The sequence below is a fragment of the Novosphingobium mangrovi genome (genome assembly GCF_022818885.1).
Taxonomy (GTDB): domain Bacteria; phylum Pseudomonadota; class Alphaproteobacteria; order Sphingomonadales; family Sphingomonadaceae; genus Novosphingobium; species Novosphingobium mangrovi.
On sequence record NZ_JALHAT010000002.1, the window covers coordinates 39,137 to 58,057 of the forward strand.

The following is an 18,921-nucleotide window of genomic DNA, read 5'->3' on the forward strand; positions in this document are numbered from 1 at the left end:
GATGGCCGTGCATTGTCCGACTAATGCACGCGTCCGGAGGAGGGATCAGTTGGATCAGAGCACAAGCCCCGATCTGAGAGAGATGGTTCGATTGGAAGGTGGGACGTTCTGGATGGGCTCGGACGAGCACTATCCCGAGGAAGCGCCTGCGCACCGGGTTCAGGTCGATGCGTTCTGGATCGACACGACTCCGGTCACCAACCGCGAATTCCGCCGCTTTGTCGAGGCAACCGGGCACGTTACCTTCGCCGAAATTGCGCCCGACCCTGCGGACTATCCCGGTGCCCTGCCCGAACTGCTCTTTCCCGCCTCGCTGGTGTTCGAGCCGCCCCGCCGGCCTGTCTCCCTGCACGACATCTCGCAGTGGTGGGATTACAGGCGCGACGCAAACTGGAAACAACCGCTGGGCGAAGGCTCCGACCTGGAGGGTCTGGAGGATCACCCAGTCGTACACATCGCCTACGAGGACGCATGTGCCTATGCCAGGTGGGCTGGCAAGGACCTGCCGACCGAGGCCGAGTGGGAGTTCGCCGCCCGCGGCGGCCTCGACCGCGCGGAATTTGCCTGGGGCGATGAGCTCCTTCCCGGCGGCATTGCGAAAGCCAACACCTGGCAGGGCGCCTTTCCCAACGAGAATACGCTGCTTGACGGCTATCTGCGCACGTCGCCTGTGCGCACCTACCCTGCCAATCCCTACGGAATTTATGACCTGATCGGGAATGTCTGGGAGTGGACCAGCGACTTCTACTCGCAAAGCCACCAGGGCCACGCCGAAAAGGACGGGTGCTGTGCGCCCCGCAACCCGCTCGGCGGCCCCCAGGAAGAGAGCTACGACCCGGCCATGCCCGGCATCCGGATCGCGCGAAAGGTCCTGAAGGGCGGCTCGCACTTGTGCGCCCCCAATTACTGCCGGCGCTACCGCCCTGCGGCCCGGCACGCCCAGCCGATCGACACCTCCACCAGCCACGTCGGCTTTCGCTGCGTCGTGCGCGGCGCGCCGGGAGGCGATGGTGAATAGGGGGTAGACCCGAGATTAATTTGCCATTAATACTAGAATTCGATTGTATAAATGACCCCCATGTGAAAACAAAATAAACACAACAATACAAATGTTACAAAAATAAGAATTCACACATCCGCAAACCCTTTGGATCGCGCTTCGGATGAAAGGGGATTTATGCATTCTGTAGCAACGACAGCTGTCAATCCTGGACAAGGCGTCCTGCGCGCCTTTGAACGGAAAGCGAGTGCTTCAGACCTGAAGGGGGAGAGAGGCGCCCATCTCGACGTCTTGCGGGCTCGCAACGACGAGCGCCGCCAGATCGCGCGCGAATTGCACGACATTACCGCCCAGTTGTTGCTCGAGCTCCAGTTCGAACTGGCCTGCTCTGATCAACAGGGCGGGAACTGGTCCGGCGGAAGCGCGCGCGAGATCGTCGCACGCCTGCAGGACCAGATGCGCTGCCTGACCTACATGCTGCACCCGCCCGAGCTGGAGAAGTACGGCCTCGACGGTGCGCTGGAGGCCCTGGCCCTTGGCATGTCCGCCCGGACCGGGATCGACATCCGCTTCAAGGTGCGTGGCTACCGTGACGGTTTCCCGCCGGAAATGGAACTGGCCGTCCTGCGCATCGCCCAGGAAGCGCTGATGAACGTGTTCAAGCACAGCCGTTCGGATCGTGCCGAGATCCGGCTTCATTGCACCTGCAACTGGCTGTGCCTGCGCGTGCGCGACTTCGGCGTGGGCAACAAGAACCGCAAGGCCATTGTCTCGGGCCTGGGCGTGGGCCTTCGCGGCATGGCCGCACGCATGTCCGAAGTGGGCGGCGAAGTCCGGGTTTCCCCCCTTGATCGCGGGACCGCGGTTACGGCGGTAGTGCGCAGCCCGCTGGGCATCTGCAACGAGATGACCTGCCCCAAGTCCTGCCCGGGCCCTTCGGCCCGGTGGCGCTTCAAGGCTCGATGATATTGTTGCGCACCGCGTACCGAACGAGGTCCGCGGTGCTTTTGAGGTCGAGTTTGCGCATGGCCGCGGCGCGGTGCGTTTCGACCGTCTTGATCGAAAGCTCCAGAATCGCCGCGATCTCCTTGTTCAGGCGCCCTTCCGCAATCAGCTGAACGATCTCGCGCTCACGCGGGGTGAGTGCGGTAGCCGAAGCCTCGCGGGCAGCCATCTCCACGAAGCGATCGAGCAGGGTCTGCGAGACATTCCCCGAGAAGTAGGGGCGGCGCAGCGAAAGCGCTTCCACCGCAGCCAGAAGGTGCTTGCTGGCCTCCGATTTCAGGAGATAGCCCCTCGCCCCGGCCGTCAGCAGTTCGGCCAGCACGTCCTCACGGTCGTGCATGGTAAAGACCAGCACCTCGGTCCGGGGCAGTTCCTTCTTGATCGCGCGGGTCAGCTCCAGTCCATTCATCATCGGCAGCGAATAGTCGATGATGGCGATATCGGGCCGCACCGAGCGCACCACTTCCAGCGCCTCTCGGCCATCGCCCGCTTCGCCCACCACACGCCAGTCGGGATGCGAGGAGATGACCGAGCGCACCCCCAGGCGGATGGCCTCATGGTCGTCAGCCAGGACGATACGGCGCACAGGACTGCTCATTTCACCTCTCCGGCCGAGCGGCGGCAACATGTCAACGTCAGCATGGATAGGATCATGGAATGACAAGCCGCCCCGGCCCATAGGGGTTGACCCGCATTCGTGCATCGGCGCGTCCCACATCGCATGGCATTTGTCCCCTCGCGTACCAAGTTTCCCGGCCGAACCGGGTCAGTCTTCAAGACCTAGCGGGTTACTACGGATAGTAAACCATCGAGTACGCACCAGGAATTGCAGTCCAGGGCAACGGGATACTTCGTGTGGCCCCATGGCTTCGGGCCACTTCGATTGCCGCGGAGCTCGCGAACTTGAAAACCTCGATGGCCTCGTCCTGAGAATGATCGAAGCCCTCCCCTCCCCAAAGCCTCGACACCGCATCCGCTGCGCCAGGATTGCGCTTCCGTGCCCCTCACCCGCGCTCTTCCCCGGCCCGAAAGCCGGGTGGTTCCGCCCCCGTTTATCCGGCCTAATCCCGATGGGCTCGTGGCAAGGCCATGGGGCATTCTTGGAGCAGGGTCGGAAAGGCTCATCGCCACCGGGTTTCTCCGACCCTATAGTTTACCCGAGCGCATCGATCGCTCCTGGCCCGGGTTCACGCCTTCTTTCAGCCGCCCGCCACGGACGGCTCGCCGGACCGCCACCGTCCCTCACCCCCCATGGTGGCGGTCCGGCCCCCTGACCCGACATGTCCCAGACCCGCCTTGTTCTAGCCCCGCAAACAGGTACCTTCCCCTTCATGATTGCACGCACCCCGATCCGCAGGTCCGCCTGCATCGCCCTTCTGCTCGCCACCACGTCGGCCTGCGCCAGCCTCGATGCGCGCGAGGAACGCCAGAGCGCCCTTATCGGGCCCACCTGGCAACTTGCCGGGATCGAGGAAGGTGGTTCGCAAACCACCCTCACCGCGCAGCAATCGCAGGCGCTCACCTTGACCTTCAATGTGAAGGGAGAGGCGCACTTCCGCCTGGCGTGCAACACCGGCAACGCCAGATGGACCGCGCAGTTCATGGAGGGCCGGATCCAGATCACCCCCATCGCCACCACCCGCAAACTCTGCCCCGATCCCGAGATCGCCAATCGGGTCGGCCGTGAATTGCCCGGAGACCGCCGCTACCGCTTCTCGCCCGACGAGAGGACGATGTTCATCCAGTCCGATACCGTCACCTTCCGCTTCGTCGACAGCGCGGCCTGAGACCTGCTCCCGGAGGCCTACGGGCCCTTCGCACCGCTTCTGGTTGCACTGCCTCTCGTCAGGCTGCACGCCTTGGCGTACACTCCCGTGCGCAAGGGCCATCACGAGTCCTGAGAGGAAAGAAAATCGCGTCGGGAGAACGGCGAGAAGGCCGGGTCCCGAACCATCGGGAGAGACCGCATGAACATAAGCCCCCAGCAATTCCGGGCCTATGCGGATGGGGAACTGAGCGGCGAGGAGGCGCGCGCGGTCGAAGAGGCCATTGCCGCAGATCCCGACCTTGCCGCCCGGCTTGAAAAGGTGCGCCGCGCGAAGGGCAAGGTACGCCCCCTTCCCCTTTCGGCAGCGCGGCGAGCCCGCGAGGATCACGCGGCAGCCCGCGAGGGCGCAATCCTGGATTTCACCGCCGCCAGGGCCCGACGTGAGCAGGCAAACGCCGCAGGAGAGCCCCGCCGGCCCGGCGCTGCGCCAAGGGGCAAGGTCCCGATTTTCCAGCGCCCCGGCCTCGCGCTCGGCCTGTCATTGGCGCTTGTCCTGGGGGTACTGATCGGGAGCAGTCTCGACCTCGCCCGCTTTGCCGAAACGTCTGGGCAGGACGCTGCCGGACAGGAGGTGGGCAACGTGCGCGATGCAGGAGACAGGTTGCTGGCCGCAGGCACCCTCGCCACAGCCCTCGAGAGCTACCCGCACACCTCGCCCCGGGACGAGAGGCTTTTCCCCGTCCTGGCGACCTACCACCGGGATGATGGCACCTACTGCCGCCGTTTTGCAGGTCCGATCGGCGCGGGCCTCGCCTGCCGGGAGGCGGATGCCTGGAGGCTCATCGCCCTCGATGCTGATGGGCGCGCCGATCTGGTGCAGCCGGGATTGCACCTGGGGGCCCCTCTTTCGGCAGAAGCCGAAGCCGAGGTTCTTTCGGCAGGCTGGCCCTGAATGCCACATGCCCCAACTCACTACGGAGACTGCCGATATGAAAGCGAGACCGGCCCCGTAACTCGGCAGCCGGAAACCGGCCTCGCGGCTCGTCCACTCCCCATGGTCGAGGTCCGTGGCCGCGTATCCTAGTTTTTTGACATTTTAAATCTATTTCAGCACCTTAACTCCAGGTTTCATGACCTGCTCATGCTCTCTATCCGGGCTCTGCTCCATCGCCGATCCGATCAGCAGCAGCGCCGGACCATCGCCAAGGGCTGTGCGCGAGGCCAGCGGCAGCAGGTCGAGACGGGTGTGAAAGTGGCGCTCGTCGGGCAGGCTCGCGTTCTCGACCAGAGCGACCGGCGTGTCGGCCGGAAGGCCCGCCGCAATCAGCTGCACCGACAGCGCAGGAGCCGCCGCCTTGCCCATGTAGACCGCCAGCGTCGCCTCGGGATCGGCCAGCCGCGCCCAGTCGAGTTGCAACTCCTCGCCCGCACGCGCATGGGCGGTCACAAAGGTCAGCTTGCGGGCAAGCCCCCGCAGCGTCAACGAAGCGCCGATGCCCGCTGCCGCCGCGCTGGCCGCAGTGACGCCCGGACACACCCGCACCGGCACACCGGCTGCGCGGCACGCGTCCAGTTCCTCGCTCGCGCGCCCGAAGATCGAGGGATCGCCCCCCTTGAGGCGCACAACGCGCTCGCCCGCGAGCGCCGCTTCGACAATCAGCGCGTCAATGCTCTTCTGATCCTTGGAATGCCGCCCCGACCGCTTGCCCACGTAGACGAGGCGCGCGCGCCGACTTGCCAGCTCAAGGATGCCCGGGCCCACCAATGCATCGTGGAAAATTACGCTGGCCGCGCCAATCAGGCGCTCGGCCTTGCGGGTGAGGAGTTCGGGATCGCCGGGGCCTGCACCCACGAGCCAGACCGAACCTGCGCAAAAGTCGTCGTAAAGGCGGGCAGTCATTCGGCAGGCTCCCTTGGCTGAGTGGCACAGGTTTCAAGAAGGCGCGCAATGGCCGGACGGCAGGACCCGCAATTGGTCCCCGCCTGGGTGCACTGTCCAACGGCTTCGACACTGTCGGCACCGCCCGCGCAGGCGGCGGCAATATCGTTAGCGCCAATGCCATGGCAAACGCACACGATCGGCCCCCTGTCGGGAAGCGGCGTGCTTGGCCGACCGGCAAGAAGCTCGCAGGCACTCGCGCTGTCCTGCCCGAGCTGGCCTGCCACCCAACTGCGCGCGGGCAGCTGCCCCGCACGGGTGAGATAGATCGCCGCGGCCAGCGTGCCGTCCCCGGCGCGCACCGCCACGCGGCGCATGCCCCGGACGGTGTCGGCCACCTCGAGCCGTTCGCCTTCGGGCAGCAAGGCGTCGAGATCGACCGCGCCTTCGCCCGCCAGTTCGTAGAGCCAGCCTTCCGCGATTCGTGCGCGGGCCCAGTAGGCAAGACCCTTGGGCGCGATGGCATCGCGGCGGACAAGGAACGCCTGCCAGTCGGCCGCAACGGGCTCGAGCCTCGCCCCGCTGTTCTTGAAACCGGGCTGCCCGGACACCGGATCGACCTGAGCTCCCGGCAGGCGGTTGGCCCGCCCCTCCCCGCTCATGGCATCGCTCCAGTGCATCGGCACGCAGATCTCGCCGGGGCGCTGACCCTCGCCCACATCGACGCGAAAGACCGCGCGGCCCTGCCGGGTCACGACCCGCGCGAGCCCGCCAGCGACTAAGCCATAGCGCGCTGCATCGCGCGGATGCACTTCGAGCAGCGGCTCAGGCCGGTGCTGCGACAGGGTTGGCGAGAGGCCCGTGCGGGTCATGGTATGCCACTGGTCGCGGTAGCGCGCGGTGTTGAGCCGCAGCGGGAACTCCGCATCCGGCACCCGTTCAGGTACCTCGACACGAACCATGCGCGCCTTGCCAGACGGTGTCGGATAGCCCGAAGCCAGAGGCCGCGCACCACCCCACTGGAAGGGTTCAAGCGCGTCATAGTCAGCGCTGGAGATATCGCCAAGATGCGTGAGATCGAGGCACTTTCCGCGCGCCTGTGCGAGGCCTGTCATCCATGCGTACTCCCGGAAGACCGAAGCCGCGTCCTTCCAGGCGAACGCCTCCCCCCAACCCATCGCCGCCGCGACATCGGCGATGATGCGCCAGTCGGCCCGCGCTTCGCCGGGCGCATCGAACAGGCGGCGCTGGCGCGAAATGCAGCGCTCCGAATTGGTCACCGTGCCGTTCTTCTCGCCCCAGGCTTCGGCGGGCAGGAGAATATCGGCATGCCGGGCGGTGTCGGTGTCCGCAATGACATCGGAGACCACCACCGTCGGGCAGCGGGCGAGAGCCTCGCGCACGACGGCGCTGTCGGGCATCGAGACCGCCGGATTGGTCGCCATGACCCACAGGAACTTCACCCGGCCATCATGCACCGCGCGGAACAGGTCCACGGCCTTGAGCCCCGGCCCCGAGCACCGGACAGGTGCATTCCAGAAGGCCGCCGCCGCCCGGCGCTCTTCCTCGGAAAAACCAAGGTGACAGGCCAGCGTGTTGGCAAGCCCGCCCACCTCGCGCCCGCCCATCGCATTGGGCTGGCCGGTGATGCTGAAGGGCCCCGCGCCGATCCAGTTGATGCTGCCCATCGCCAGGTGCAGGTTGATGATGGCGTTGCCCTTGTCGGTCCCGCAGACCGACTGGTTCGCCCCTTGCGAGAACAGAGTGACCATGCGTGGATGTGCGGCGACGAGCGCGCACAATGCCTCGAAGATCTCGGGATCGACACCGGGATCGCAGGCAAGATCGTCCCAGAAGTCGGGCGCGATCTCGACGTGGGCGGACATGTAGGCGGCATCGACAAGACCCTGTGCGTGCATGCGGGCGAGCAGCGCATTGAACAGCGCAATGTCGCCATCGGGCGCGATGGGCACGTGCAGGTCGGCCTGTTCGGCGGTCTCGGTGCGGCGCGGGTCGATCACCACGATCTTGGTGCCCCGGCGCGCGCGGGTCTTTTCAATGCGCTGCCAGACGACGGGGTGGCACCAGGCCGTGTTGGAGCCGACCAGCAGAATGAGATCGGCCGCGTCCAGGTCCTCATACGAACACGGGACGACGTCCTCGCCGAACGCGCGGTTGTAGGCCGCCACGGCGCTGGCCATGCACAGGCGCGAATTTGTGTCGATGTTACCCGAGCCGATAAAGCCCTTCATCAGCTTGTTGGCCGCGTAGTAATCCTCGGTCAGAAGCTGGCCCGAGACATAGAAAGCGACGCTGTCCGGGCCATGCTGCGCGATGCACGCGCGCATCCGCTCGGCGACTTCGGCACTCGCCCTGTCCCACGACACACGCTCGCCCGCGATCCGGGGATGGAGGAGCCGGCCCTCCAGCCCGACCGTCTCCCCCAGGTGCGTGCCCTTGGAGCACAGCCGCCCGGCGTTCGCCGGGTGCCTGGTATCACCGGAGACCGAGACCTCGCGGCCCGCGCCGCTGGCAACGTCGGCCGTGATGCCGCAACCGACGCCGCAATAGGCGCATGTCGTGCGGATCGGGCCCGTGTCGCCCATGGCGCTCAGGCCTCTGCCTCGGCAGGCGCCGCCTCGGCGCCCCCACCCAGAACCGCAGCGCGCAGGAGGTAGATGCGCCCGGCATCGACCCGGAGCGGGATCGTGGGCACGCAGCCCTCATCATCGCCCAAGGCGCGCCCATCGCGCAACGAGATGTTCCAGTTGTGCAAGGGGCAGGTCACCACGTCGCCATGGACGATACCCTGGCTCAGCGGCCCCTTCTTGTGCGGGCAGGCGTTCACGATGGCGAAGAATTCGCCGCGCAGCGTGTGGAAGATCGCCAGTTCCTGCGCGCCTTCCACCGGAAGCGTGCGCGCGGTGCCCGCCTCGATCTGTCCGACCGGGCCAATATCGAGCCAATCGCCAATCATCATGCCTTCTCCAGCTGATACGAGGAATCGGAGGGACGCACCGTCGCCAGGTGCTGGTGCAGATCGGCGCGCTCACCCGCCGCGCGCTTGGCCCAGGGGTCATCCTGCATGAAGCTTTGCGAATGGTGGAAGCGGGCGGCGTAGGCGCGCACGGCCTCGGGATCGGCGAGAGCCAGTTTGACGTGCTCCAGCCCGACGCGTTCGATCCAGGGCGCGGTGCGTTCAAGGTAGCGCGCCTCCTCGCGGTAGAGCTGGATGAAGGCGGCGCACATCTCCATCGCCTCTTCTTCAGTGGCCACCTTGCACAACAGATCGGTCGCGCGCACCTTGATGCCGCCATTGCCGCCCACGTGCAGTTCGTAGCCACTGTCGACACAAACCACGCCGAAATCCTTGATGGTCGCTTCCGCACAGTTGCGCGGGCATCCCGAGACAGCGATCTTGAACTTGTGCGGCATCCAGCTGCCCCAGGTCATGCGCTCGATCTTGACGCCAAGTCCCGTGGAATCTTGCGTACCGAAGCGGCACCATTCCGAACCGACGCAGGTCTTCACCGTGCGCAGGGACTTGCCGTAGGCGTGCCCCGAAACCATCCCGGCCGCGTTGAGATCGGCCCAGACCGCGGGCAAGTCCTCCTTCTTGATGCCGAAGATGTCGAGGCGCTGGCCGCCGGTCACCTTGACCATGGGCGCATCGTACTTCTCCACGACATCGGCAATTGCGCGCAGTTCGCGCGGGTTGGTGAGCCCGCCCCACATGCGCGGCACGACCGAATAGGTGCCGTCCTTCTGGATGTTGGCGTGCATGCGCTCGTTGACGAAGCGGCTCTTCTGATCGTCCTCGTAATCGCCGGGGAGCGCGCAGAGCAGATAGTAGTTGAGCGCCGGACGACACGAGGCGCAGCCATCGGGCGTCAACCAGTGCAGCTCCTGCATGACGTGCGGGATCGAGGTGAGGTTCTTCTCCAGGATCAGCGCGCGCACGTCGTCGTGGGTGAAGCTGGTGCACTTGCACATCGTGGCAGGCCCGGTCTCGACCTCGCCGCCCAGCGTCACGGCCAGCAGGCTCTCGACAAGGTTGGTGCACGAACCGCACGAGGCCGAAGCCTTGCACCCGGACCGCACCGCGTCGAGCGAATGTGCACCGCCTTCGATGCACGAGACCACCTGGCCCTTGGAAACGCCGTTGCACCCGCAGATCTCGGCATCGTCCGAGAGGGCCGCAACGGCCGCGTTAGGGTCCAGCAGCGCACCTCCGGACGCGAAGGCCTGGCCGAAGATCAGCGCCTCACGAATGTCCGAGACGTCCTCGCCCTTCTTGAGGAGGTCGAAGTACCACGAACCATCGGCGGTATCGCCGTAGAGCACCGCGCCCACGATCCGGTTGTCCCTGACGATGACGCGCTTGTAGATCCCGCGCGCGGCGTCGCGCATGACGATGTCCTCGCAGCCCTCCCCGCCCGAGAAGTCCCCGGCCGAGAACAGGTCGATCCCCGAGACCTTGAGCTTGGTCGAGGTGACCGAGCCTTCGTAGCCGGTCGCCCGATCGGTGACATGATCGGCCAGCGCGCGGCACATGTCCCACAGCGGCGCGACAAGACCATAGCACAGGCCCCGGTGCTGGACGCATTCGCCCACCGAGAGCACATTGGGATCGGAAGTGACCATATGGTCATCGACAAGGATGCCGCGCTCGACTTCAAGGCCCGCCTCCTTGGCGAGCGCCGTCGCAGGACGGATGCCAACGGCCATGACGACGATGTCGGCGGGAATCTCGGTGCCGTCTTCCAGGCGAACGCCGGCTACGTGGCCGTCCTTGCCCAGGATCTCCTTCGTGTTCGCGCCGGTCAGGATGGTCTGGCCACGCTTTTCCAATTCGCTGCGCAACAGGAAGCCCGCCGCCTCGTCAAGCTGGCGCTCCATGAGCGTGGGCATGAGGTGGATCACGCTCACCTGCATGCCGCGCAGGCTGAGGCCATGCGCGGCCTCAAGGCCGAGCAGGCCGCCCCCGATCACGACCGCGCTACCGCCCTTGTCGGCGGCTGCCAGCATCCGGTCGACGTCATCGAGATCGCGGAAGGTCACGACGCCGTCGAGGTCCTTACCTGGGACGGGAATGATGAACGGGTCCGAACCCGTCGCGATCAGCAACTTGTCGTAAGGCTCGGTGCGACCCGAAGCGGCGATGACGGTCTGCGTGTCGCGGTCAATGCGTTCAACCTTGTCGCCTGACACCAGCGTGATGCCGTTTTCGGCGTACCACTCGGGCGTGTTGATGACGATTTCGTCGAAGGTCTTTTCACCTGCGAGAACGGGCGAGAGCATGATGCGGTTGTAGTTCACGCGCGGTTCGGCGCCGAAGATCGTGATCTCGAAGCGTTCGGGCTCGCGCGCCAGAATCTCCTCCACCGCGCGGCACCCGGCCATGCCGTTGCCGATCACCACGAGCCGTTCGCGCGGCCCTTCGGGAAAGGCATTCCCCTCGAAGTTCACAGGTGCATTCACGTCGGCGTCTCCGTTCGTGACGCGCACGCAAAAAAACCGCCTCGGACCATGCCCTTTGCAGGGATGGTACGGGCGGCTTCGTTGCCACGCGTTGTCAGAAAGTGCGGCGAGGCGCTTACATCGTCCTTCTGCGGACGGCGCATTCTCGCTGATCTCGTTTTTAACTGATTCGCACAGTTCCCGGCAAGACTGTTTTTGCACCTGCAGCGAAAAAGGGAAAAGCCGCCTCCTCCCCGAAGACGACTTTTCCAAACGATTACCAGCTCTTGTAGGGCAGGAACTTGCCACTCATGACGACTTCTACCCGGTCGCCTTTTTCATGTGCGACGCGGTTGATCTGCATGTCGAAGTCGATCGCGCTCATGATCCCGTCGCCAAACTTCTCCTGGACCAGTTCCTTGAACGCCTCGCCGAACACGCCGGTAATCTCGTACCAGCGGTAGATGCACGGATCGGTCGGAACGGTCTGGGCAAAGGTCTTGGTCGGGTACTCGCTCAGCACCACGGCGGCCTCGGCCGGCAGGCCCAGGAAGTCCACCAGCTTGCCCGCCGCGTCGGGCAGAAGGCTGTTCATGCCAAGGCACGCGGAGGTCACGAAGACCTCGCTGAGGCCTACCTCTTCGGCAATCGCGGCCCAGCCGATCCCCTTCTCGCGCTTGGCGGCGCGGATCATGGTGGTGACATCGGACTTGGTCATCATCGCTCTCTCTCCTTTACGTCTCGGGATGGAATGGGGGAAGGACGCCCGGCGATCTGCCCTCCCAGCAGCAGCGAGGCGGCCAGCGCCAGCGCGAGAAGCGCGCTGATTGCCTGCCACACCCGCTCGGGCCGCCGCGCCAGCAGCGGCCGCGCGGTGACGGGGCGCAGCGCCGCGTTCGGGCGGGAAAGATCGTAGGTAAACTCCGATAGCTCGGCGTAACGCTGCGCAGGATCGAGGGCGAGCGCGCAGGCCAGCGCGGCGTCCATCCAGTCCGGCACCTCGGGATTGATCTCGCTCGCGGGAACATAGCGCAGCTTGCGCTGCGCGGCCCGCGTCTGCGCTGTACTGAGGCGCGGTCCATAAGGCAGGCTGCGGGTGAGCAGGAAATAGGCGAGCGCACCCAGCGACCACAGATCGCTGGCGCGCGTGGGCGCATGACCGAGCCAGATCTCGGGCGCAGTGAACTGCATCGTGCCGGCATAGAGCGCCTCACCTGCGCGCGGGGCCAGCTCCTCGAGCCCGGCGACAAGCGCGGAGCCGAAGTCGACGATCCGCGCCGTACCATCGGCATCGACGATGACATTGGCCGGCCGCAGGTCACCATGCAGGATCTCTCGGCGATGGAGCGCCAGGAGCCCCCGCGCCACCTGCTTGACGAGGCTGCGCACGGCCGCAAGGTCAGTCGCGATCTGCGCGTGGGCCCATTCTTCCAGCGTCTGGCCGGGCAGATATTCGAACAGGGCGTAGGCGTGACGGCGCTCACTGCGCGGCGGCGGGGCGCAGAGCAGGTGGCTGTTTGTCACGCGCCGCGCGACCCATTCCTCCAGCATCAGGCGCTGAAGTTCGTGCGCGTCACCCGCCTGCTCGGTCGCCGGGGCCTTGAGGACAAGGCGGCGTCCGCTCGCCTCCTCGCGCACCAGATAGACATGGCTGCGGTGCCCAGCGTGGAGCGTGCGCAGCACCGTCAGCCCTTCGAAGCTCTGCCCGGCCATCAGCGGCGGGGCGGGGGGCAACTCGCGCCCATCCCCGATCACATCGGCCAGGTCGCCTTCGGGCAGCGCCTCCACGCGCAGGACCTGCGCGGTGAGGTTGTCCCCGCTCCCCGCCCTCCGGGCGGCTGCCACGAGCGCCTCGGCGGCGCGCTGGGGATCGGGCTCGGCAAGGAGCCTGTGCATGTCCGCATCGCTAAGGTGCTCGTGCACGCCATCACTTGTCAGGACGAAGACGTCGCCCGTAGCGATGGCTGTTTGCACGTGATCCACCTCGACCCGGCGATCAATGCCGAGCGCGCGGGCCAGAAGGCTCTCCCCTCCACCCAGATCCACCCGATGCGGCTGCGTCAGGATCCGGCAGGCTCCGTCCGAGAGATGCGCGACACGGCCATCGCCCACGTGGAAGATATAGGCCGACCGGCCCTTGAGGACGAGCGCGCTGAAGGTCGTGACCAGGCCGCGCTCGCGCGCGCTGTCCTCCAGCGCCGGGCCCTGCCCGCCGGTGTTGCGGGCAAAGAGCCAGGAATTGATCGCGGCGATGACCCGCTCGGCGCTTGTCGGCACGGACCAGGCCTCGGGCGTCGCCATGTAGTCGGTGAGGAAGGAGGAGACCGCAAGCTCGGCCGCCTCGCGCCCCTGCGCGCTGGTGCTGATGCCATCGGCAAGCGCCAGCGCGATACCCTTGGTGGCAAGGCTCGCTGCGTCCTCGGGCACGAGGGCATCCCCGAAATCCTGGTTGGCCTCCTTGGCTCCGGCATCGGAGCAATAGCCAAGGCGGACGACAAGCCGCGCTCCCATCACGCTCCCTTTCGCAGATGGCAAGGAAGGAGCGGAAGTGGTGGCATGCCAGCACCCACTCCCACCCCTTCGCACTGCCAGGGGACGCTCAGGCAGCGATCTTGACGACCCGCGACGGCGCGGTCTTGCGGTGCGTGCTGAAGAGCATGAGGCCGGTGAAGGTGAGACCGCCCACGACATTGCCCAGCACCACCGGGATCTCGTTCCACACCAGGTAGTCGGCAATGGTGAAGTTGCCGCCCAGCATCAGGCCGGTGGGGAACAGGAACATGTTCACGATCGAGTGCTCGAAGACCATGTAGAAGAAGAGCATGATCGGCATCCACATGGCGATGACCTTGCCCGAGACGGTGGTCGAGATCTGCGCGCCGACGACGCCGGTCGAGACCATCCAGTTGCACATGACCGCGCGCACGAAGATGGTGAGCCAGCCCGCCGCGCCATAGGCCGCGTAACCGACCGTACGGTTCTCACCGATGACGGCCATCTTGGCGCCCACTTCGGCCGGTTCGGTCGAGAAGCCATAGGTCCAGTAGATCGCCATCAGGACCGCGGTGGTGAGCGCGCCGGCAAAGTTGCCGGTGAAGACCAGGCCCCAGTTGCGCGCAACCCCGCCCCAGGTGCAGCCCGGCCGCTTGTCCCAGACCGCCATCGGGCACAGCACGAAGACCCCGGTCAGGAGGTCGTAACCAAGCAGATAGAGCATGCAGAAGCCGACCGGGAACAGCACCGCGCCCGCCAGCGGCTGTCCGGTCTGAACATTGATGGTGACCGCAAAGGCCGCCGCGAGCGCCAGAATGGCGCCGGCCATGTAGGCGCGGACCAGCGTGTCCTTGGTCGACATCATGATCTTGGATTCGCCCGCGTCGATGAGCTTGGTGACGAATTCAGTTGGTGCAAGATAGGCCATCGGTAACTACTCCCTTTCCCCGCGTGATCAGAACGAAAAGCCGAACTGGACCCAGAACTTCTCGGTGTCGGTGCCAAAGCTGTCGGCCGTGTAGTTGGCGTACTTGAAGAGGACCCCGTAGCCCGCGACCTTGAAGCCTAGGTTCGCGTCCCACTCGTGCCCGTAGTCGATCCCGCCCACGTCGCTGTCAAACTGGTGGTAGGCCACCATGCCCTTCAGCCCCTTGAGCGGGCCAACATCGCCAAAGCCCTTGGAGACCGCGCCGAAATAATCGCGCAGGCCCGTCGACGGCGTGGTCAGGAACAGGTCCGCCCAGCCGTTGAAGGCATGTGCGGTTGCCATCGGCGTCTGGAAGGCGGCCATGCCATCATCGCTCCCCAGTTCCTCGTAGCCCCCCTTCAAGCCGAAGCCCGCGACCGAAACGCCGAGTTCGGCGTCGTAGTAGTCGGCCGCGTAGTTGATGGGATTGGCGCCGTAGTCGCTCTGGCGCGCGTAGCGCAGCTTGATGTCGATCTTCGCCGTGCCGCCGAGCGGGATCGCGCCCGCGGCCATGGCGCCATACGTCTGGCTCGACATGGCGAGGCGCTCATCATAGTCGAGCAGGTAGGCAAAGCCCTTGAACGCAATGCCTTTCACCTTCACACCGCCGTCCAGCAGGACGAAATCGCCGTCCCAATACTTGTTCGGGCTGTCGGCGCCGAAGATCGAGCGCTGCGAGAGCGAATAGGTGGCATCCAGGACGACGGGCCCCAGAGTTCCTTGCGCACGCACCGCATCGAAGGTCTGCTCGTTCTGGCGCCAGCCGACATTGCCGACAAAGCGCGCGTCGTCATGAATAATGCGCTGACGCCCCACGGTGATCGAGCCGATCTTGCCCGAATATCCCACCTGCAGGCGGTTCACTTCCACGTTCTCGGGATCGGCCACGACCGAGTACGGCTCGGCACCCAGGTACCCGTTATTGCCGGGAATCGTGTCGTTGTAATTGTCGAGGATCGCCAGCGTGCTCTCGGCCTCTGCCAGCGCCGAAAAGCCGTGCGCCTTCACCTCGACACCGCCGCGAAGGCGCAGCGTCAGGGCGTCGGCATCGCGCCCCAGGTCATCCTGGTCGACATGTTCGTAGCGCAGCATGCCATCGATGATCGGATCGATGGTCACCCCGTCCGCCACGGGGACAGGCGCGCCCGCCTTGGCAAGGGCCGGAGCCGAGAGCGCGAGTGCGGCGGTGCCGGCTGCGAGCGTGACAAAAGTGGAATACGCGGTCTTCATCGTCGTGTACCTCCGATGGCGCCCCACCCCCACGCGGGCACGCCGTTTGCTTCCAGAAACTGGATCGAAGGCAGACGTCGTTGTCCGCCGCACCAGGCCGGGCGTTCTTCGCGCCTTCGCAGCCTGTTTCCTGCGCTTCGGATGGCAGGCGTCCTTGCCTGCCCCCCGCCCCTCATGAGCGCGCGCCGGGCCCCGCCCCTTTCGGGCAGGACTACAACTTCGTCCGTACCATTCCCCCGGACACAGGGTTCCCGGGCCGCGCAGTGCGGCCCGTTTGGTCAGGCCGCCTTGGAGGCCGGACCGTGGTCGTATTCGGCGAGGAAGTGCAAAACCTCCTGCCGATACTGATAGAACTTCGGGTCCTCGAGCAGCGCCTTGCGGTCGCGTGGACGCGGCAGGTCCACCTTCAGGACTTTGCCGATGGTCGCGCGAGGTCCATTGGTCATCATCACCACGCGGTCGGCCAGGAGGATCGCCTCGTCGACATCGTGGGTGACCATGATCGCGGTCACCTTGGTGCGGTTCCAGGTCTCGACCAGCACGTCCTGCAGGTCCCAGCGGGTCAGGCTGTCGAGCATGCCGAAGGGTTCATCCAGCAGCAGCAGGCGCGGCGAGAGCGCGAAGGCGCGCGCGATGCCCACGCGCTGGCGCATCCCGTTCGACATCTCGGCCGCCATCTTGTCCATGGCATCGCCCAGCCCCACCCGTTCCAGGTAGTAGTCGACGATGTCCGACCGCTCGGCCTTGCTGGCGTGCGGATAGACCCGTTCGACCCCCAGCGAGACGTTCTGGCGCGCGGTCAGCCAGGGCATCAGGCTCGGCGCCTGGAAGACCACCGCCTTGTCCGGCCCCGCCCCCGAAATCTCGCGGTTGTCGAGAACGATGCCGCCACTGCTGATCGCGTTGAGGCCCGCCGCCATGGTCAGCACGGTCGACTTGCCGCAGCCCGAGTGGCCGATGAGCGAGATGAATTCGCCCTTCTCCATCAGGAGGTTGAAGTCTTCCACCACGGTCAGCGGCCCCTTGGGCGTGGGGTAGACCTTGTTGAGCTTGAAGAATTCAAGATAGCGCTGCTCGACCGCGGACTGCCCCGCCTCGACATAGGCCTTGGGCAGTTTCGGCTCGCTCTTCACGAAGAGGTCGAGCGGGGTCACCTCGGGCAGGGCCACGCTGGCCTCGCCCACGCTCGATCCCGCTTCGTTGAGGTGCCCCAGATAGCCTACGATCTCGCGCCGCAGCGACTGGAAGTGTGTATCGTCGTTCACCGCCTCGCGCTCACGCGGGCGCGGCACGTCAACGGTGAAGATCCTGCCGATATGGGCCGCGGGTGCAGGCGTGAGCACCGCGACCCGGTCCGCCAGCAGCAGCGCCTCGTCCACGTCGTTGGTGACGAGGATAATGGTGCGCTTCTCCTCCTTGCGGATACGCTCGATCTCGTCCTGAAGCTTGGCGCGGGTGAGCGCGTCGAGCGCGGAGAGCGGCTCGTCCAGAAGCAGGATCTCGGGCTCCATCGCCAGCGCCCGGGCGACCGAGACGCGCTGGCGCATCCCGCCCGAAAGCTGCCCCGGCTTGCGGTCCATCGCATGGCCCAGCCCCACGAGCTCCACCTTCTGGCGCACCAGTGCCGCCCGTTCGGCGCGCGAGCGATCCTTGTGCACCGCATCGACCGCCAGCGCGACGTTCTTCTCCACCGTCAGCCAGGGAAAGAGCGAGTAGGACTGGAACACCAGCCCCCGGTCCTTGCCCGGCCCGTCCACCGGGCGACCGTGCAGGAGGATCTGCCCGGCGTCGGGCTCGACCAGCCCGGCGATGGTGGAGATCAGCGTGGTCTTGCCCGCCCCCGAGAAGCCCAGGATCGCGATGAATTCGCCTTCCTCGACATCGAGGTCGATGCCGTCGAGTACCCGCGTCACGTCGCCGGTCTGGCCGGTGTAGGCCTTGGTCACACCCTGGAGCGAGAGGATCGTACCCATGTCTTTGGTCCCTTACGGTAAGAGCAGGAAGTGTGGCGCGAAGGGCCGCGATCAGACCGCGTGGTTGCGGCTGACGAGGTTCTGCAGGGTCATCATCAGGCGGTCGAGCAGGAAGCCGATGAGGCCGATGACGATCACCGCGAACATGATGCGGGCGAGCGACTGGCTGGACCCGTTCTGGAATTCGTCCCAGACGAACTTGCCCAGCCCCGGGTTCTGCGCAAGCATTTCCGCCGCGATCAGCACCATCCAGCCCACGCCCAGCGACAGGCGCATACCGGTGAAGATATAGGGCAGCGAGGACGGCAGGACGAGCTTGGTCAGCTTCTGGAAGGTGCCGAGCTTGAGCACGCGGCCCACATTCAGGAGGTCCTTGTCGATCGACGCGGTGCCCACGGCCGTGTTGATGAGCGTGGGCCACAGCGAGCACAGCGTCACCACAACGGCCGAAATCACGAAGCTCTTGGCCAGCATCGGGTCCGCGCTCGTGACCGTGGCCGAGACGACCATTGTCACGATGGGCAGCCAGGCGAGCGGGCTGACCGGCTTCATGATCTGGATCAACGGGTTGATCGCCGCGTTGAAGATCGGTGAGAGACCGGCGGCCAGACCGATCGGCACGGCCACGACCGTGGCGAGAATGAAGCCGAGCGCCACCGTCTCCAGCGAGGTCACGACCTGGTCGAGGAAAGTCGGCGGGCCAGCGTAATCGAAGGCCATGGCCTGCGTGCCCGCCGCAATGCGCGCATCCTGGGCCGCATAGAACTCGGCCGCTGCCTCGTTCGAGGCCTGCCACTCGCCATAGAGCGCGGCGCCCTGCTCGGCCACTTCCAGCGGCCCCGGCAGCGCGCCGAGCGAAGTATCCACCATCGGCGCCAGCGCGGCCCACAGCCCCAGGAAAGCGAGGATACCGATGACCGGTGCCAGGATCACCTTGGTGTTCTTGGCAAGGAAAGCCTGGACCTTGCCGGGCTGTGCCGCGATCGGTTCCGGCGCCGCGGAGGGTGCGGCTGCGGCCGGCTCGGCCGGGACGGACGGTTGCGTGGCCATGAAAGCCTCCTTGCTCGTGCTATCGGCGCTCGTCCCCGGGAGAGGCGCACTTGGTGCATAGACTGTTGCCATCGTTCTTCTCCTGGAGGCAGCGCT

The 18,921-nt window shown here is 65.9% G+C and carries 15 protein-coding genes; 4 read left to right on the plus strand and 11 right to left on the minus strand.

Going from position 1 to position 18,921, the window contains the following annotated elements; translation table 11 throughout:
- Nucleotides 1-82 precede the first annotated feature (82 nt).
- Both MTR65_RS01405 and MTR65_RS01410 read left to right on the plus strand, forming a co-directional pair.
- Nucleotides 83-1,018, plus strand: a complete 936-nt coding sequence (locus tag MTR65_RS01405) for a formylglycine-generating enzyme family protein (RefSeq protein WP_243796698.1) — start codon at nt 83-85, stop codon at nt 1,016-1,018.
- Nucleotides 1,019-1,291: 273 nt separating this feature from the next.
- Nucleotides 1,292-1,966, plus strand: coding sequence for a sensor histidine kinase (locus MTR65_RS01410; protein ID WP_243796534.1), 675 nt, complete (start codon nt 1,292-1,294; stop codon nt 1,964-1,966).
- On the opposite strand, the gene MTR65_RS01415 is transcribed toward MTR65_RS01410, so the two are convergent.
- Nucleotides 1,953-2,603, minus strand: a complete 651-nt coding sequence (locus tag MTR65_RS01415; protein ID WP_039387993.1) for a response regulator — start codon at nt 2,601-2,603, stop codon at nt 1,953-1,955. The genes MTR65_RS01410 and MTR65_RS01415 overlap by 14 nt on opposite strands.
- A gap of 733 nt (nt 2,604-3,336) precedes the next feature.
- Between MTR65_RS01415 and MTR65_RS01420 the strand changes: the two genes are divergently transcribed.
- Both MTR65_RS01420 and MTR65_RS01425 read left to right on the plus strand, forming a co-directional pair.
- Complete coding sequence (locus MTR65_RS01420; RefSeq protein WP_243796535.1) at nt 3,337-3,792, plus strand: META domain-containing protein; 456 nt, start codon at nt 3,337-3,339, stop codon at nt 3,790-3,792.
- A gap of 180 nt (nt 3,793-3,972) precedes the next feature.
- The gene (locus tag MTR65_RS01425) at nt 3,973-4,725 is read left to right on the plus strand and encodes an anti-sigma factor family protein (RefSeq protein WP_243796536.1); all 753 of its coding nucleotides are present in this window, start codon (nt 3,973-3,975) and stop codon (nt 4,723-4,725) included.
- A 150-nt stretch (nt 4,726-4,875) separates the two neighbouring features.
- Here the strand turns inward: MTR65_RS01425 and cobA are convergent, their stop codons facing one another.
- The 10 genes from cobA to MTR65_RS01475 form a co-directional block, all read right to left on the minus strand.
- Complete coding sequence (cobA, locus tag MTR65_RS01430) at nt 4,876-5,673, minus strand: uroporphyrinogen-III C-methyltransferase (RefSeq protein ID WP_243796539.1); 798 nt, start codon at nt 5,671-5,673, stop codon at nt 4,876-4,878.
- Nucleotides 5,670-8,258 (minus strand): nitrate reductase, encoded by a 2,589-nt coding sequence (locus MTR65_RS01435; RefSeq protein WP_243796540.1) that lies wholly within the window; start codon nt 8,256-8,258, stop codon nt 5,670-5,672. The genes cobA and MTR65_RS01435 overlap by 4 nt, the downstream gene beginning before the upstream one ends.
- A 5-nt stretch (nt 8,259-8,263) precedes the next feature.
- Nucleotides 8,264-8,629, minus strand: coding sequence for a nitrite reductase small subunit NirD (gene nirD / locus MTR65_RS01440; protein ID WP_226633635.1), 366 nt, complete (start codon nt 8,627-8,629; stop codon nt 8,264-8,266).
- Nucleotides 8,629-11,133, minus strand: a complete 2,505-nt coding sequence (gene nirB, locus MTR65_RS01445; RefSeq protein ID WP_243796699.1) for a nitrite reductase large subunit NirB — start codon at nt 11,131-11,133, stop codon at nt 8,629-8,631. The genes nirD and nirB overlap by 1 nt, the downstream gene beginning before the upstream one ends.
- Before the next feature lie 256 nt (nt 11,134-11,389).
- Nucleotides 11,390-11,833 (minus strand): cyanase, encoded by a 444-nt coding sequence (cynS, locus tag MTR65_RS01450; RefSeq protein WP_243796541.1) that lies wholly within the window; start codon nt 11,831-11,833, stop codon nt 11,390-11,392.
- A complete protein-coding gene (locus tag MTR65_RS01455) occupies nt 11,830-13,623 on the minus strand; it encodes a bifunctional protein-serine/threonine kinase/phosphatase (RefSeq protein WP_243796542.1) in 1,794 nt (597 codons plus the stop codon). Before MTR65_RS01455 ends, cynS begins: the two co-directional genes overlap by 4 nt.
- Before the next feature lie 88 nt (nt 13,624-13,711).
- Nucleotides 13,712-14,533 (minus strand): formate/nitrite transporter family protein, encoded by an 822-nt coding sequence (locus MTR65_RS01460; protein WP_039388003.1) that lies wholly within the window; start codon nt 14,531-14,533, stop codon nt 13,712-13,714.
- Nucleotides 14,534-14,560: 27 nt separating this feature from the next.
- Entirely contained in the window at nt 14,561-15,802 is a 1,242-nt protein-coding gene (locus MTR65_RS01465) for an alginate export family protein (RefSeq protein WP_243796543.1), read from the minus strand.
- 278 nt (nt 15,803-16,080) lie between these two features.
- Nucleotides 16,081-17,775 (minus strand): ABC transporter ATP-binding protein, encoded by a 1,695-nt coding sequence (locus tag MTR65_RS01470; RefSeq protein ID WP_243796545.1) that lies wholly within the window; start codon nt 17,773-17,775, stop codon nt 16,081-16,083.
- A gap of 51 nt (nt 17,776-17,826) precedes the next feature.
- Entirely contained in the window at nt 17,827-18,825 is a 999-nt protein-coding gene (locus tag MTR65_RS01475; protein ID WP_243796547.1) for an ABC transporter permease, read from the minus strand.
- Nucleotides 18,826-18,921: the final 96 nt, after the last annotated feature.

What these genes read in the sequence shown, in the direction of transcription:
- MTR65_RS01405 (WP_243796698.1), top strand. Translation starts at nt 83, where the DNA reads ATGGTTCGATTGGAAGGTGGGACGTTCTGGATGGGCTCGGACGAGCAC.
- MTR65_RS01415 (WP_039387993.1), bottom strand. Translation starts at nt 2,603, where the DNA reads ATGAGCAGTCCTGTGCGCCGTATCGTCCTGGCTGACGACCATGAGGCC.
- MTR65_RS01420 (WP_243796535.1), top strand. Translation starts at nt 3,337, where the DNA reads ATGATTGCACGCACCCCGATCCGCAGGTCCGCCTGCATCGCCCTTCTG.
- MTR65_RS01425 (WP_243796536.1), top strand. Translation starts at nt 3,973, where the DNA reads ATGAACATAAGCCCCCAGCAATTCCGGGCCTATGCGGATGGGGAACTG.
- cobA (WP_243796539.1), bottom strand. Translation starts at nt 5,673, where the DNA reads ATGACTGCCCGCCTTTACGACGACTTTTGCGCAGGTTCGGTCTGGCTC.
- MTR65_RS01435 (WP_243796540.1), bottom strand. Translation starts at nt 8,258, where the DNA reads ATGGGCGACACGGGCCCGATCCGCACGACATGCGCCTATTGCGGCGTC.
- nirD (WP_226633635.1), bottom strand. Translation starts at nt 8,629, where the DNA reads ATGATTGGCGATTGGCTCGATATTGGCCCGGTCGGACAGATCGAGGCG.
- cynS (WP_243796541.1), bottom strand. Translation starts at nt 11,833, where the DNA reads ATGATGACCAAGTCCGATGTCACCACCATGATCCGCGCCGCCAAGCGC.
- MTR65_RS01455 (WP_243796542.1), bottom strand. Translation starts at nt 13,623, where the DNA reads ATGGGAGCGCGGCTTGTCGTCCGCCTTGGCTATTGCTCCGATGCCGGA.
- MTR65_RS01460 (WP_039388003.1), bottom strand. Translation starts at nt 14,533, where the DNA reads ATGGCCTATCTTGCACCAACTGAATTCGTCACCAAGCTCATCGACGCG.
- MTR65_RS01465 (WP_243796543.1), bottom strand. Translation starts at nt 15,802, where the DNA reads ATGAAGACCGCGTATTCCACTTTTGTCACGCTCGCAGCCGGCACCGCC.
- MTR65_RS01470 (WP_243796545.1), bottom strand. Translation starts at nt 17,775, where the DNA reads ATGGGTACGATCCTCTCGCTCCAGGGTGTGACCAAGGCCTACACCGGC.
- MTR65_RS01475 (WP_243796547.1), bottom strand. Translation starts at nt 18,825, where the DNA reads ATGGCCACGCAACCGTCCGTCCCGGCCGAGCCGGCCGCAGCCGCACCC.